A 16,404-nucleotide genomic window follows, 5' to 3' on the forward strand; every position below is an offset into this window, starting at 1 on the left:
TGGCTGCCCTGCGTGGTCATCAACCCGCTGTCGGCCACGTCGATACGCAGCGACACATCGGTGCTGCCATCGTCGGCCCCGGCCGCCCCCACCCCGCCGCTGAACAGGGCCACCGCGCTGGTCACCGTGATGCCCAGCTGGGTCGTTTCATCGGTAGTCACGCTGCCCGTCAGCGTCATGGCGCTCACGCTCGGACCGTCATCCTCGAAGCGGAACACGCTGTTGGCACCCAGATCCACCGCCGCACTGGCACGGTCGCCATCGGCGTCGGTCACGGTCTGCACCAGGGTCAGCACGCTCTGCCCCACCGTCAGCGCCACGCTGTCATCTGCATTGCTGGTGTCGCCATGCCAGACGTTGTCCAGCAGGGCCAGGGTCACTTCCCCGCTGGTCGGGTTGATGGTCAGGGTGAAGTAATCCACCCCGCCGGCGCTGCCGGTGATGACGTTGCCCACCTGATTGAGCAGGATGGCCGCCCCCTGGCCGTTGGCGGCCAGCGGATCCACCGCATAGAGGCCGCTCGCCACGTTGCTGCCGGTAAGCGCCAGGCTGTAGCCGATGCTGCCCGCCCCGTCGGCACCAAAGGCCGGGTTGAACTGGGCCTGCACGTCGGCCGCACTCAAGCTGGCACTGGCTACCCCGTCATTACCGGCGCCACCCAGGCCGGGCAGACTTTCATCTACTGAAACAGCGCCTAACCCATCAGAATCAGAAACAACTGCTGCACTCGGAACATCATCCAAGATCGTGACATCAAGGGAGCCATTGGTGGTATCACCATCGGTATCGGTCAGTACAACGTTAAAACTCTCGGCAAGCGAGGTGTCATTGGCTGGCTGGGCATGATTTTCATTGTCGAGCAGGGTGTAGCTGTAGCTCACGCTGCCAGCCCCTGTGACCGAGTTGAAATTAATTCCCGTCACGACCAGTTGATTGCCTAGCGGACTAACAATCGTCAGAGGGAAGGTTGTGGCCGGCTGTCCATTTGCAATCAGCGTGACCCCACTCAATGTCAAGCTTTGCACCCCGTCTGGGGCATTGAAGGTAAAGACATTACTTTGTGCCAGCACTGAGGGGTTAGGCGCACTCCCGTCAGCCAACGCGGCCTCATTAAGAGTGAGTTCTCCTCCTGCCAGCGCCAAACCACCCAGTTCAACGGGTTCATCAACAGGTGTAATTGAAATGACGAGGGTTGACTGAACCGTATCTGTACCATCAGTCACGCTGTAAATCACTGGAGGAACCGCACCGTCATAATTGGGCGCGGGGGTGAAGGTGAAACTACCGTCCGCATTGACGATCAGGGTGCCGATACCATCAATTGTAATGCTGGTACCTGCCGTGACACTGAGGTTGTCCCCCCAGCTGAAGCTGACCACTGTTGCTGCATTCGGACCATCTGGATTTGTAGTATTAGTCAGTAAATTTCCATTCAATACGCCATCTTCGGGAACGGTCAGTTGCTCACCCTCGTCGGCCAGTTCATTGACCAGCAATGGTTCTACGAATTGTTGGGTGTCGACAACGGGTTCAGCCTGATAGGTTGTGTCAAAGCCGGCTGCAGCAATCGTGGCATCTCCAATCCGATCGATAGTGACAAAACCACCATTACCACTAGTTCCCGCAACACCACCGATCCCGCCACCACCCGCAGCAGGAGCTCCACCGGCAGCTGACGCCTCAAAGTTTTGCGTCGGGTCTACCCCTTGCAAGATTGATTGTTGCAAGGCCGCGATATCTGAAGGTAATCCCGTGCCAGCTTCAGCTGTTTGTTGCGGCCCTGATGCTGGAACATCGGGAGCTGTTGCATCAGGCGATGCTGGAGAGGGGGTATCATCGTAGGGCATCAAAACCAATTTGGCGTCGTCAGCCATGTTAAGCTTGGCCCCAGGTTGCAGAATTTCACCTTTTTGTAGCGGCCGACTAGTGCCATCCGCCAATACAATTTCCACTTTGCCTTCAATGGCCGAGACCACAACGGTCTTGTCGATGATTTGGGTACGCATATCCATTGCTCCAAGGTGACAGATCCTGATGCATACAACATAGAAGCTATCTGTGACCCTTACCGTTGCAAAAATTTATATGGACAGCATGTCAAACTGAAGGCGATTGCATTAAATCGAACGGATTGTTTTTCTCTATATATTTCAAATGGTTGACCGATACCCATACGAGACACAGACTTCCGAATGCTGCTATAAACAGGCTTGTTCCTTCATTCATTTCAATAAAAAAGGCCCCAATGGGGCCTTTCAATTGACTCATTTGTCATTTTTCAGGACAAGGGAAAGGCTGGGTGGACGAATCCCTGATATCCATCGATATGCAATTGGGACAACACCTCAACCTGCTCCTGATCTTCGACCCGGGTCGCAATGGTGAGCACCCCGGCGTTATGAGCGGCACGGCATACAGCCGCCAGGAAGGATGTATCCGCCCCGGGCTCCATCACTTGACTGGTATAACCGTGATCCACCTTGACATAAGCTGGTGCCAGCTCTTCAAGATAGCCCAGAGACTGGAAGTGGCGACCATAGTGATCCACCCCCCACCCGAAGCTATGTTCACGCAAGACATTCACAAAAGCGGTGACTTGTTCTTTGTGTTTCACGATCGCCGCTTCCGGAATTTCAAATAGCAGACGCTCCTGAAAATCATCATGGCTGGCCAGGAAGGTAGGCAACCACCCTAAAAATACCTCTGAACACAGAGCGCCTGCGGTGATATTGATGGCCAACGTCAGCTCGGGTTCACGCTGCAACAATGCCGTGCTGGCATCAAGAATGGCCTTGTCAAACTCACTCCCCATCTGAAACTGTTCAATGGCCGGCATGAACTGTCCGGCGAAATAGTCATTTCCATCGCGGGAAATGGAAGCAAACAACTCGGCATGCAAACGAGCACCATCATCAAAACGACAAGCGGGTTGTGCCTTGAAACGCCAAAGGTGATTGGCAATGGCATCTTGCACCAGATCTCGCCATGCCAAGCGACCCATCATACCCTGACTGTTTCCTCCTTCCATCACGACTGCTCCGCGCCGCTCATTGCGTGCCTTACCCAAGGCATTGTCAGCTTTGGTCAGCAAGGCGGAGAGATCATCATTACCATCCCGGCCAGCAATACCAATCACAGAAAGAGGCTTGCCTTCATCCATGGGATTGACGACCAGATCCGCAATACGGGTATTAATCAGCTGGGCCAGCTCTTTAAGTTGAGCAAGATCATTGGTTGGACAAAGCAAGGCGTATTCTGTCGCAGAAATGCGGGCCACTGCAGCCCCACTCCACCCTTGCAGTTGCTCCTGCAGCACTTGGGCAATCGACTTGACCATATTGTCTCGGGCGGCAAAACCCTCTTCCCGATAAATATCTTCAAGAATGTCGACTGCAACCAGCATCACACCACCCTGCCCCGCTTCGGCAATCCAGGCATTTACCTGCCCGACAAAATAGGCCCGATTACCCAGACCCGAAACGGCATCGACATAAACACGCTCACGCAATTTCTCAGCTTCATCGGCTTGCTCTTTAAATTGCACAGCCAGCTTGCCGGACAAAATGTTGATCGCTTGCACCACCTGTTTCAATTCATAGGTTTTTGGCTCGGGGATGGCATGACCAAAATGGTGCAGCTCAATTTCAACTGCCTGCTCACAAATCTGCTTAAGCGGTTTCAGCAGGAAATTGAGGGCTCGCATCAGCAGGATGGTCGTGATCAAGAAGCCAACCACAAACCAGGTCGCCAGCTCGCTCATCCCGACCCAAAGCTCGTGATAAGCCTGTCCTGGATGGCCAACCACCTTGAGTTTGCCCAGTTGCAACCAGCCAGACGTCAGAATTGACTCATTGGATACTTCCGGAAACAGCCCCAATTCGATAAACCAGTCAGGAACCCCCTGGATCCGACTGGTGTTCTCCTCTTCAATCACATCTTTGGACGCAAGCAGATCCAGGCGAACCAGGCGATAATAACCACCATCAAAAATGGCCCGGATCACTGACTCAGCACCCACCTTGTCCCCGTTTTCCAGATAAGGTGTCAATGCCAGTCCCAATGAGGTCGCGGTGTTGATCACCGTAGTTTCCTGCTGCTGTGCAAGATATGAACGCGTTGAATTGAACTGCACCCAGTAGGTAGCCGCGAATAGCAATCCAAACAGCAGCAGCATGGTTGCCAATAACTGTCGATAGAGCGTCATAGGTTAGTCATCCAAATTCATCACAGGCCGAGCCAATCGCCCCGATGTCATGCGATTGCGTAGATCATTCCATAATCCCAAGCGAGATGATTGCCCGGCCAATTCACCCTGACCACGCGCTTTCATCAACCACAAGTGACTACCGTTAAAACTGTAAATAGGGACCAGATCCCGTCGTTGCGTTGCCGGACGAATGGAGCCAATCAGGTTGTCCAATATGACCGGTACTGATGCAGGGTTTTCATAATAAGCAACGACCATGTGGAACTGGTTATAATCGAGTGCCTTGACATACACCATCCGCATTTTCTCATCTGGAATACCCAATTCAAGCAAGGTCGAATATTTTGCGATGCTGAAATCTTCGCAGTCGCCTCCGGATGCCCCCAGAAACTCCAGCGGTGTTGCCCAATAATCCTTTTTGCGCCACAACTTGCTATCGTCGATAAAACGCATCTGGTTAAAAAACTGATTCACCTTTTCCAGCTTCTGCCGATCGGATAAGCCGGCAGTGCGGTTCTGCTCAACCAGAGTACGCCAGGTCGTCACCCTCTTGCCGGCTCGTCCCCCATAGGTTTGCTCAGCACGTTTGACCAGTTGGATGTCTTCCTGGCTCAACGGTTGGCTGGCAGATAACAGAAGGGAGATGGGAAGAAGCCATAGCCACAAGATATAGCGCAGAGCACGACTCACATTTCGGCTGACAAGGGGCAGGACACCAGAGTGATCGCCAGATAGACACCTGAAGGTCTCATCGTTCGTCTGCTGCATCGTGGGTGGAGAACTCCTGAACAACACGGCCAGTTTAGGTTTGGGCAGGGTAGCCGCATAAATACAACCACCCCGCCTACGCTATTTTTCTGCGCTGAGAAAAGAGCGCTAGCTTATTGTTGCTTGGCTTGCCATTCAGCCGGCTGTTTGAAATTGAATGCATTAAGCAGGCTGCCCGTCGCATTCAGGATGCGATAATCTGCCAGCAATGCATCATATTCTGCCGTGATATAGCTGCGGCGAGCTTCAAACAGTTCGTTCTCGGTGTTCAGCACATCCAGCAAGGTACGTTGACCCAAACCAAATTGCTTTTTGTATGCCTGAACGGTGTCATAGCTCGCGTCCACATGCTCTTTCAAAAAGGTCTTCTGCTTGGTCAATGAATCCTTGGCGTTCCATGCCAGACGGGTGCCCTCTTCTACCTGGCGAAAAGCATTCAGGTGAATGTCTTTCGCCTGGGAATAGAGTGCCGAGGTCGCATTGCTTTCAGCGACATCAGAGCCACCACGGAACAGGTTGTAACGCATCCGAACCATGGCAGTAAGATCATCGTTGCGACCTTTTACCCCGTCGATGTCTTCGTTCCAGTTTTGATCAACCTCAAAGGTGACATTGGGATAGAAGCCGGATTTGGCACCTTCATGCTGGTATTTGGCCGCTTCGATATCCTGCAGGGAAGAGAGCAGGGTTGGATGCACTTCGGTCGCGACCTTGAGGGCATTGTCCAGACTGGCTGGTAGCAATTCGGCATTGGGCACTGGCTGTACCAAATCTTTTGGCACCTCGTTGACGACGCGGATGAATTCACTTTCCGCATCACGGTAGTTGTTCTCGGCAGCGGCCTGATTGGCGTATGCACGAGCAACACGGCCATCGATCTGGGTCTGGTCAGCGGTTGAGCCCAAGCCCGAGTCCGTCCGTTTCTGGATATCGCTGCGGATCTGTTCATGAGTCTCGAGGTTTTGTCTGGAGAGCTCCAGGATCTCCTGCTGGCGCAGCATGTTGAGGTATACCTCGGCTACCCGCAGGGCGGTATTCTCGGCTTCGGAGATCATTGCCAGACGTTGGGCATTGGCTTCTGCCTCGGTTCTGGAGACGTTGTTGCTGACATCGAACCCGTCAAACAGCATCTGACGCAAGCTGATCCCTGCTTCTTTACGCGTCATGGAGTCATCGCTATTCGGATTGAGCCTGGTCGAGGGGCTATCCGTTTTTTCATAGCCTACGCCACCACGCAAATCGATTGTCGGATAATAGCCTCCCTTGGCACCATCGTGTTGATAGAGACGCGCCTGATAAAGATCAAACGCTTCTTTAATCTTGGGGTGAGTGGAAAGTGCCAGCCCTACCGACTCCTCCAGCGTTTGGGCTTGTCCCAACGCAGGCAGCAGAGTGGCGCCACTAACCAGCATGGCAACAATCGTTTTTTTCATGTTATCTCCAGTCATGTATTGTTTTCTGATTGTTGGCTTATCGTTCTCGAAGTGCAGACTGTTTGGCCCGCAATATAGGCTTAAGTAGATAGTCTAGAACACTTTTCTTGCCAGTAATGATATCCGCACTGGCTAACATACCGGGGATGATGGGAAGTGCGTTTAGCTCATCGCCCAAGTAACTTTTTTCAGTTCGTACGCGAACAAGGTAGAAGGAATTCCCCTCCTCATCCTGGATTGAGTCCGCACTTATTTGTTCAACCTTACCATGCAATCCCCCGTAAATGGTGAAATCATACGCGGTGATCTTGACCACAGCATCCAGCCCCGGACGTAGAAATGCGATGTCTTTCGGGGAAATCTTGGCCTCGACCAGCAGGGTATCTTCCAAGGGGACGATTTCCATCAGATCCATCCCTGGCTGGACCACACCACCCAATGTATTGATCTTGAGCTTTTTAATGGTGCCTTTAAGAGGGGCAATCACGCTGGTTCTGTCCACCCTGTCGCGCAGGCCGACCTGCCCCTCTGACAACTGACCCAACTGGCCTTGTTTCTCGTTAAGCTCGGTTTGCGAGTCGGCCCTGAATTTGAGCGCGATATCATTGCGTTTGAAAATGGTCTCACGCAGCACCGAATTAAGCTTGGGGATCAGCAGTCGGTTACTCTCCAGCTCCCCTTGCATATCATTCACTTGCCGCTCCAATTTGATGAGCTCCACCTGCGGTACTATCCCCTCTTTTGCCAGAGGGCGACTGATGTTCAGCTCCTGCCTGGCCAGATCCACACTACGATTCACGGTTCGGATCTTGGCATTGAGCTCGATCAGCTCCTGCTCTTTCTGCTCGATTTGTTGACCAAGAATGTAGAGCTGATTTTTCAGGTTGTTGAGACGCGCCTTTTGCACGGATCGCTCTCGGTTCGCATATTCGACGAAGACCTTCTCATAACCCTCGGGAAACTGGATCGGCACCTCTGTCACCGTCACCTGATCACGCCACCCCAGTGCGGGATCGTTTTTCACCTCGACGCTGGCCATCTCTGCACGCAGTCTCGCCACATCCCCTTTCAGAGTCACCAGCTCTTTTTCCCGCTCCCGAAAATCGGAACGAAAACGGGTGTCGTCGATACGCAGCAGAGGCTGCCCCTTCTCAACGATGTCCCCTTCCTTGACGAAGATCTCCTTGACGATCCCCCCTTCCAGGTTCTGGATCACCTGCAATTGACGGGAAGGGATGACCTTGCCCTGCCCTACCGTCACTTCATCCAGTTCAGCCCACGACGCCCAGACGATAGCGCTCATGAAGAACAGGAAACAACACCACAGCAAGATCCTCGCCCGGGTGGGGGTTGTAAGCAGTACCGCCGCAGCGCCGTCGTCAACAAACTCCAGATGTTCGGGGGATGGCAACACCTCGCCAGAAGGGGATTTTCTGGTGCCTTTCACCCTGTCCATCAATCCCTTAACCATGGGAGACCTCCTGCACACGGACCTTGCCTTCTTTAAGCCGCTGCAAGATGACCTCCTTGGGACCATCGGCAACAATCTGCCCCTGTTCGATCACAATCACCCGACTGGCCACATCCAGCATGGATGTCTTGTGGGTGATCAGGATGAGGGTCGTTTCCGGCCCCAGTCTGGCCAGTTCCTGTTTGACCTGCATCTCGGACTGGTTGTCCATGTTGGAAGTAGGTTCATCCATCACCAGAATGGGAGGATCATTGAGCAGCGCACGAGCCAGCAAGATCGCCTGGCGCTGCCCCCCTGACAACTGGCGCCCCCCTTCCCCAATCTGGCGATCCAGCCCGTTGGGATCCCGATTGGTGAAGTTGGTCACCCCTGCCCGCTTGGCGGCTCGCAATACCCGCACGTCGTCCACCAGCGGGTTGCCCAGCATGATGTTGTCCCGTACCGAGCCAAAAAAGAGAACCACGTCCTGGGGCACGCAACCGATATTGCGGCGAATAACCGAAGGAGGCAGTTGATCCAGCTCGAATCCGTCGAGACGCACCGAGCCATCAGTGGGCCGATAGAGCCCCATCAACAGCTTCTCCAGCGTGGTCTTGCCTGCCCCGATCCGGCCGATAATGGCGACCTTCTCACCAGGCTGAATGCGCAAATTGATATTGTGCAGGGTGCTGGTTTCCATCCCGGGATATTTGAAGGAAACATTGTCAAACTCGATCCGCCCCGAGATCACAGGATGGTGAATATACTGTTTGCCCTCATCCTGCTCGCCGGGGGTTTGCATGATCTTTTCGAGTATCTCCAGCGCAGATTTTGCCTGGTTATAGCGGGTAGAGAGTACGGAAAGCTGCACCATGGGGGCGATGGCGCGACTGGAGAGCATCACGGCGGCAATCATGCCCCCCATGGTGACCAACCCCTCGGAAATTTGATATACGCCAACGATCACCAGCCCCACGGTCACCATCTGCTGGATATAGCTGGCAAGGGACGACATGGCGTTGGTGATGCGCCGGGTCTGCACGCCCCAGGTCGAGATGTGGGACACTGCCTGCTCCCAACGATGCTGGAACATGCTCTCGGCGCCGAAGATCTTGACGGTTTCCAGCCCGGAGATGCTCTCGATCAGATTGGCGTTTTTCTGGGAAGCGAGGCGCGATCCCTCTTCAATGGATTGCTTCAGGGGCCCCTGGATATAGAAGCTGTATGCGATCAGGATCAGGATGGCGACGATGGGGACCACCACCATGACGCCGGCAAACACCCAGATAATGAAGAGGAAGAATATCGCAAAGGGGAGATCGATAAGGGTCGATACCGTGGCGGAGGTAAAGAAATCCCGCACCGACTCGAACTCCTGCAGATGTTTGGCAAATGCCCCGGTAGAGGCTGGGCGGGACTCCATCCGCATCCCCATCACCTTGGCGAAAATCTTTGCCGACAGCAGCACATCTGATTTTTTGCCCGCAATATCGATGAAGTAGCTGCGCAGCTGGCGCATCACAAAGTCAAAAGTAAAGACCACCATGGCCCCGACAGCCAGCACCCAGAGCGAATCAAACGCCAGGTTGGGCACTATCTTGTCATAGACATTCATGGTGAACAGCGGACTGGCCACCGCAAACAGGTTGATGAGGATGGAAGCGACCAGCACATCGCGATAGATGCCGCGCGATTCGAACAAGGTACTCCAGAACCAGTGCCCATTGCGGGTTTCCAGCACCTTGGGGGAGCGGTCATCAAACTTGAACTGCTTTTTCACATAGAAAAGGCGGCCAAGATATTCATCCCCCAGCTGGGGCGTCGATACCCACTGCGCCGCATCCCCAGCCTGCGGGAAGATGACGCGCCCCTGGCTTCTGTCGTCATTCCACTCCAGCAAGATACAGGCACTGCCATTTTGCATCTGCAACACGCAGGGCAACAGCAGAGGGGGGATCTCTTCGAGGGGTTGGATGACCTCGCGAGCAGAGAGGCCACCCCGTTCGGCCGCACGGCTAAACAGGGCGGTGGTCAGACGACCGGATACCAGTGGAAGTCCGTTCGTCAGGGCATCCTGACTATTGGGCACACCATAGAAGCGGGTCAGAAAGACCAGACACTCCAACAGTTCATCGATACGACTAGTTTCTGCTTGCATAGCATCCTGTCACGGCATAAATGAGGTCGGTACGAAACGCATCTGTTCGTATTCCCCGGCATAGCGACTCAAAGAGAACACCACGATACCATCAGGATGTCGACTCAGCAGACCAAGGCTGACATCAATGGCCCTCCTCCGATGACCGCATCCTCCAAAAGGTGCGGCTCCGCCCTCCCCCCTTCATGGTGCATCACAGCAGAGAGAGGAGATGGATATCTATGACTGGCTACACATCAGAGGGATGAAACCGGACTTGTTTGATAGCGTTTGTTCTCACGGCGCATCACTATAATAGCCTGACGATGACAAAACTATAGTTAAAAAATACAAACTTTTTTATATAACCGTCTGTTTTACTAAGAAATATTAATTTCGAACTCAATTATGGGACGCAAAGTGTAAAGGGACGTCCCAGCGCCTGCCCTTGCGGGCCACTCTTCTCCAATGCCTTGGCGATGTCCGCCATGGCCGTCCAGCGATTCTCGCACCAGGCCGGTGCCAGCAGGGTCGGCCGGCGGGCCGAAGCCGAGATGCGGTGATAAACCACCTCGGGGGGCGTGTGCTGGATCATGGCGACCGCCGCCTCCACATATTGCTCCAGAGTCAGCACCTCCAGCCTGCCTGCCTGCCACGCCTTGCCAAGGATACTGCCCTGCACCACGTGGAGCGGATGCAGCTTGATCCCCTCCACCCCCGTCTCCACGATGCGATGCAGGGTATCCAGGCTGTCCATCGGCACCTCGCCGGGCAATCCGACGATAAGGTGGGCACACACCTTGATCCCCCGCTGATGGGCCCGTGTAACCGCATCGACATAGGCAGCATAGCCGTGCCCCCGATTGATGCGCTGCAAGGTCTTGTCGTTGGCGCTCTGCAGTCCCAACTCCAGCCACACCTCGTAACCACGGGCCTGATAGCCTGCCAGCAGATCCAGCACTGCATCCGGCACGCAGTCGGGCCGGGTACCGACGCACAATCCGACCATGTCGCTGACCGACAAGGCCTCTTCATACATCCGCTGCAGGTACTCCACCTCCGCATAGGTGCTGGTATAAGCCTGAAAATAAGCGAGATAGCGCTTGGCGCGGGTCACTTCATCCCGGCGAGCCAGCAGCTGCTGCACGACGGAGAGCTGCTGAGCCGACTCGTCGGCAAACGAGGAGACATTGCAAAATGTGCAACCGCCACGCCCCAGAGTGCCGTCCCGGTTGGGACAGGTAAAAGCACCGTGGATGGAGAGCTTGTGGATCTTCTGGCCGTGGCGCTGTTTGAGATCCTGACCGAATGTATTGACGAGTTCGTGTAACTGCATGGCTCCTCCACTAAAGGAGCGCCATTGTACGAGTTTGCGCAAAACCGGCGCTGCGCTGGATCAAGGGAAGGCGAGAGCAAGAAAACATATAAATATTCACTCTTTGTCGGATAAATATATGAAACAACCCGCTTACCGACGCTTTTGAAACCTCTGTGACCTGCGGTGACGCTTTTATCCGGCCAACAAAACCAGCGATAAACTATTGTTGAACAATAAAAATTTTTAAGAGTAGCAATAGTTCATAAATGCAAGGGAGAGGTGCGCGAAATGTGATCGTCTGCACCTCTCCCGGCCCGAGATTGGTAAAATTACTACACCTTGCGTCACAGAGGGAGTCCACCATCAAAGCCTGACAATCTGGACTATCCATCTGCAAAACCGAAAAATAACAAAATAAACCAATAGAAAGTCACGATATCACTCTGCAAACCCATATTTTGTTATGCGTATGTAACATTGCAAACAGCCCGGTTGTCCAATTGACCTTGCCGAAAAATCCCATTAGTTTGGAGATTCGCCACCTCAGGCGGACGGAACCACAAGAGCCAATCGCAATTTATGCAGTCTGTTGATGACAGTGCGATGCAAGGCCGAGCAAGGGAGAAATGCAATGTCACTATATGATCCAAAGCTGGAGAGGGATAACTGTGGCTTCGGCCTGTTGGCCCACATGGAAGGTGAAGCCAGCCACAAGCTTGTCCGTCTCGCGATGTCAGCATTGGCTCGCATGCAGCACCGCGGCGGTATCTCCGCCGACGGTAAGACCGGCGATGGCTGCGGTCTGTTGCTTCAAAAACCGGACAGCTTCTTTAGAGCTGTCGCCGAAGAGAAGGGATGGCACCTGGGCCGCAATTATGCGGTCGGCATGCTGTTTCTCAACCCGGACCCCGTATTGGCCCAGCAGACGCGCGATATCATCGACGAAGAGCTGGAAAAAGAGACCCTGAGCCTGGTCGGCTGGCGCAAGGTGCCCGTCGATACCAATGTGCTCGGCACCATCGCCAAGGCTTCCCTGCCCAGTATTGAACAGGTCTTTGTCAACGCCCCGCCCGGCTGGGTCGACAAGGATCTTGAGCGCCGCCTCTATATCGTGCGCCGCCGCATCGAGAAGCGCATCAACGACGACTACTTCTACGTGGTCAGCCTCTCCAACCTGGTCACCGTCTACAAAGGGCTGTGCATGCCGGTGGACTTGCCGCGCTTCTATCTGGATCTCGCCGACATCCGCATGCAGGCGGCCATCTGCGTCTTCCACCAGCGCTTCTCCACCAACACCAGCCCGCGCTGGCCGCTGGCCCAGCCATTCCGTTATCTCGCCCACAACGGCGAAATCAACACCATCGCCGGCAACCGTCAGTGGGCCAAGGCGCGTAGCTACAAGTTCGCCACCCCGCTCATTCCGGATCTGCAGGAGGCCGCCCCCTTCGTCAACACTACGGGATCGGATTCCTCCAGCCTCGACAACATGCTGGATCTCTTCCTCGCCGGCGGCATGGATCTGTTCCGTGCCATGCGCCTGCTGATCCCGCCTGCGTGGCAAAAGCACCCCAACATGGATGACGATCTGCGCGCCTTCTACGACTTCAACTCCATGCACATGGAGCCCTGGGATGGCCCGGCCGGCATCGTCATGACCGACGGCCGCTACGCCACCTGTGCGCTCGATCGCAACGGCCTGCGCCCGGCCCGCTACGTCATCACCAAGGACAAGTTCATCACGCTCGCGTCTGAGGTCGGCACCTGGGACTACACCCCGGACGAAGTGCTGGAGAAGGGCCGCGTCGGCCCGGGCGAGCTGTTCGTGGTGGACACCAGCAACGGCAAGGTGTGGACCAGCTTCGAGATCGACGACGATCTCAAGAGCCGCCACACCTACAAGCAGTGGATGGACAAGCACTGCCGCCGCCTGGTGCCGTTCGAACAGATGGATGACAGCCAGACCGGCAGCCGCGAATTCTCCGACGATCAGCTCAAGACCTATCAAAAGCTGTTCGGTTACTCCTTCGAGGAGCTCGACCAGATCATCCGCGTGCTCGGCGAAAACGGCCAGGAAGCGGTGGGTTCCATGGGGGACGACACCCCCATGGCGGTGCTCTCCGGCACCCAGCGCACCCTGTACGACTACTTCCGCCAGATGTTCGCCCAGGTGACCAACCCGCCCATCGATCCGCTGCGGGAAAACCACGTCATGTCGCTGGCCACCTGTATCGGGCGCGAGCAGAACGTCTTCAACGAGACCTTTGGCCACGCCCACCGGGTGCTGTTCCAGTCGCCCATCCTGCTCTACTCCGACTTCCACCAGTTGCTGGCGCTGGAAGGGGAGTACTATCGCCATCAGGTGATCAGCCTCAACTTCAAGCCCGAAGAGGGGCTGGAGGCGGCCATCCTGCGCATCTGCGAAGAGGCCAAGGCCGCCGCCGAAGCGGGCACAGTGCTGCTGGTGCTCTCGGATCGCGCCATCAGCGTCGATACCCTGCCCATCCCGGCCGCCATGGCGGTGGGGGCAGTGCAGCGCACCCTGGTCGACAACAACCTGCGCTGTGACGCCAACATCCTGGTGGAGACCGCGAGCGTGCGCGACCCGCACCACTTCGCCGTGCTGCTGGGCTTTGGCGCCACCGCCATCTACCCCTATCTTGCCTACGAGACCCTGGCCAAGCAGGTCGAGGAAGGAGTGCTCACCATGCCTCTGCGCCAGGCCATGCTCAACTACCGCAACGGCATCAACAAGGGCCTCTACAAGGTGATGTCCAAGATGGGGATAAGCACGGTGGCGAGCTACCGCTGCTCCCAGCTGTTCGAGGCGGTGGGCCTGGCCAAATCCGTGGTGGATACCTGCTTCCGTGGCGTCTCCAGTCGCATCCAGGGGGCCGATTTTACCGATATTCAGGAAGATCAGCTCAAGCTGGCTCGTCAGGCTTGGCTGGCGCGCAAGCCGCTCGGTCACGGCGGCCTCTTGAAATTCGTCCATGGCGGCGAATACCACACCTACAACCCGGACGTGGTGCAGACTCTGCAAACGGCGGTGCGCTCCGGCAACTACGCCGATTACAAGGAGTACGCCCGTCTCGTGAACGAGCGCCCGGTCGCGACCCTGCGCGACCTGCTCACCTTGAAGAAGGTTGACAATCCGGTGGCGCTGGAGCAGGTGGAGCCGGCTGCCAAGCTGTTCCCTCGCTTCGACTCTGCCGCCATGTCCATCGGCGCCCTGGGGCCGGAGGCCCACGAGGCGTTGGCCATCGCCATGAACCGCCTCGGCGGCCAGAGTAACTCCGGCGAAGGCGGTGAGGATCCCAAGCGCTTTGGCACCGAGAAAAACTCCCGCATCAAGCAGGTGGCCTCGGGGCGCTTTGGCGTGACCCCCCACTACCTGATGAACGCCGACGTGGTGCAGATAAAAGTCGCCCAGGGCGCCAAGCCCGGCGAGGGCGGCCAGCTGCCCGGTGACAAAGTCACCGCCCAGATTGCCCAGCTGCGCTATTCCGTGCCCGGCGTGACCCTGATCTCCCCGCCGCCACACCACGACATCTACTCCATCGAGGATCTGGCCCAGCTCATCTTCGACATCAAGCAGATCAATCCGAGCTGCCTGGTGTCGGTCAAGCTGGTCTCCGAGCCGGGCGTTGGCACCATCGCCTGCGGCGTGGCCAAGGCCTATGCGGACTTCATCACCGTCTCAGGTTATGACGGCGGCACAGGCGCAAGCCCCCTCACCTCGGTGAAATACGCCGGCTCCCCCTGGGAGCTGGGGCTGGCCGAAACCCAGCAGGCGCTGGTGGCCAACGGACTGCGTCACAAGGTGCGCCTCCAGGTGGATGGCGGTCTCAAGACGGGCCTCGACATCATCAAGGCGGCCATCCTCGGCGCCGAGAGCTTTGGCTTCGGTACCGGCCCCATGGTGGCACTCGGCTGCAAATATCTGCGGATCTGTCACCTCAACAACTGCGCCACCGGCGTCGCCACTCAGGATGAGAAGCTTCGCCGCGAGCACTTCACCGGCCTGCCGGAGATGGTGATGAACTACTTCAAGTTCATCGCCGAGGAGACCCGCGAGCTGATGGCCCAGCTGGGTGTCACCCAACTGACTGATCTGATTGGCCGTACCGATCTGCTGGAGGCTCTGCCCGGCCTCACCGCCCGCCAGGCCAAACTGGATCTTTCCGGCATCCTGGCCCGTCCGGTGGCGCCGGCAGGCTCCAGCCTGTTCAGCCAACAGCACAACCCCACCTTCGACAAGGGGCCGCTCAACCTCAACATGGTGGACGATCTGCTGGGTGCGGTAGAGACCAAATCCGGCGGCGAGTTCCGCTACGACATCCGCAACACCGACCGCTCGGTGGGAGCCCGTTTGTCTGGCGAGATCGTCAAGCGTCACGGCAATCAGGGGATGGCGGCCGATCCGGTCAGGGTGCACTTCAACGGCACCGCCGGCCAGAGCTTCGGCGTCTGGAACGCGGGGGGCCTTGAGATGATCCTCACCGGGGATGCCAACGACTACGTGGGCAAGGGGATGACCGGCGGCAAGCTGGTGATCAAACCCCACGTCGGCGTGGCGTTCAAGTCCCACGAGGCGGCCATCATCGGCAACACCTGCCTCTACGGCGCCACCGGCGGCAAACTCTATGCTGCCGGCACCGCTGGCGAGCGCTTCGCGGTGCGCAACTCCGGGGCCCTCGCGGTAGTAGAAGGGATCGGCGACAACGGTTGTGAATATATGACAGGCGGCATCGTCACCGTGCTCGGCCAGACCGGCGTCAACTTCGCGGCGGGCATGACCGGCGGTTTTGCCTACGTGCTCGACGAGTGCGGCAACTTTGCCAAGCGCACCAACCCCGAGCTGGTGGAGCTGCTGGAGGTGGCGGATCTGCCCATCCATCAGGAGCACCTGCGCGGCATCATCACCGCTCACCTCAATGAAACCGGCAGCCACCGTGCCGAGGAGATCCTGGCCAACTTCGACTCCTATGTGCCCAAGTTCAGGCTGATCAAACCCAAGTCCAGCGACGTCAAGTCTCTGTTGGGTCACACCAGCCGTTCCAGTGCAGAACTCAGAATCCAGGCGCAATAAGG

General features: G+C 56.5%; 8 protein-coding genes. 1 reads left to right on the forward strand and 7 read right to left on the reverse strand.

The window, feature by feature from the left end:
* The 7 genes from ACB028_RS00005 to ACB028_RS00035 form a co-directional block, all read right to left on the reverse strand.
* The coding region (locus ACB028_RS00005; RefSeq protein WP_371143165.1) for a retention module-containing protein at positions 1-2,006 on the reverse strand (2,006 nt) is incomplete at its 3' end.
* 272 nt (positions 2,007-2,278) lie between these two features.
* Positions 2,279-4,204: an EAL domain-containing protein gene (locus ACB028_RS00010; protein WP_371143166.1), complete on the reverse strand. Its 1,926-nt coding sequence runs from the start codon at positions 4,202-4,204 to the stop codon at positions 2,279-2,281.
* Positions 4,205-4,207: 3 nt separating this feature from the next.
* Complete coding sequence (locus tag ACB028_RS00015; RefSeq protein ID WP_371143167.1) at positions 4,208-4,975, reverse strand: transglutaminase-like cysteine peptidase; 768 nt, start codon at positions 4,973-4,975, stop codon at positions 4,208-4,210.
* Positions 4,976-5,088: 113 nt separating this feature from the next.
* Positions 5,089-6,408: a TolC family outer membrane protein gene (locus ACB028_RS00020; RefSeq protein ID WP_042026553.1), complete on the reverse strand. Its 1,320-nt coding sequence runs from the start codon at positions 6,406-6,408 to the stop codon at positions 5,089-5,091.
* Positions 6,409-6,445: 37 nt separating this feature from the next.
* Positions 6,446-7,879 (reverse strand): HlyD family type I secretion periplasmic adaptor subunit, encoded by a 1,434-nt coding sequence (locus ACB028_RS00025; protein ID WP_197064494.1) that lies wholly within the window; start codon positions 7,877-7,879, stop codon positions 6,446-6,448.
* A complete protein-coding gene (locus ACB028_RS00030; RefSeq protein ID WP_216992104.1) occupies positions 7,872-10,016 on the reverse strand; it encodes a type I secretion system permease/ATPase in 2,145 nt (714 codons plus the stop codon). Before ACB028_RS00030 ends, ACB028_RS00025 begins: the two co-directional genes overlap by 8 nt.
* 385 nt (positions 10,017-10,401) lie before the next feature.
* Complete coding sequence (locus tag ACB028_RS00035) at positions 10,402-11,331, reverse strand: TIGR01212 family radical SAM protein (protein WP_268854741.1); 930 nt, start codon at positions 11,329-11,331, stop codon at positions 10,402-10,404.
* Positions 11,332-11,944: 613 nt separating this feature from the next.
* On the opposite strand from ACB028_RS00035, the gene gltB reads away from it, so the two are divergent.
* Positions 11,945-16,402 (forward strand): glutamate synthase large subunit, encoded by a 4,458-nt coding sequence (gene gltB / locus ACB028_RS00040; RefSeq protein ID WP_223380381.1) that lies wholly within the window; start codon positions 11,945-11,947, stop codon positions 16,400-16,402.
* Positions 16,403-16,404 lie beyond the last annotated feature (2 nt).

It is taken from the genome of Aeromonas sp. S9(2024) (assembly GCF_041403185.1).
Lineage (GTDB): Bacteria > Pseudomonadota > Gammaproteobacteria > Enterobacterales > Aeromonadaceae > Aeromonas > Aeromonas enteropelogenes.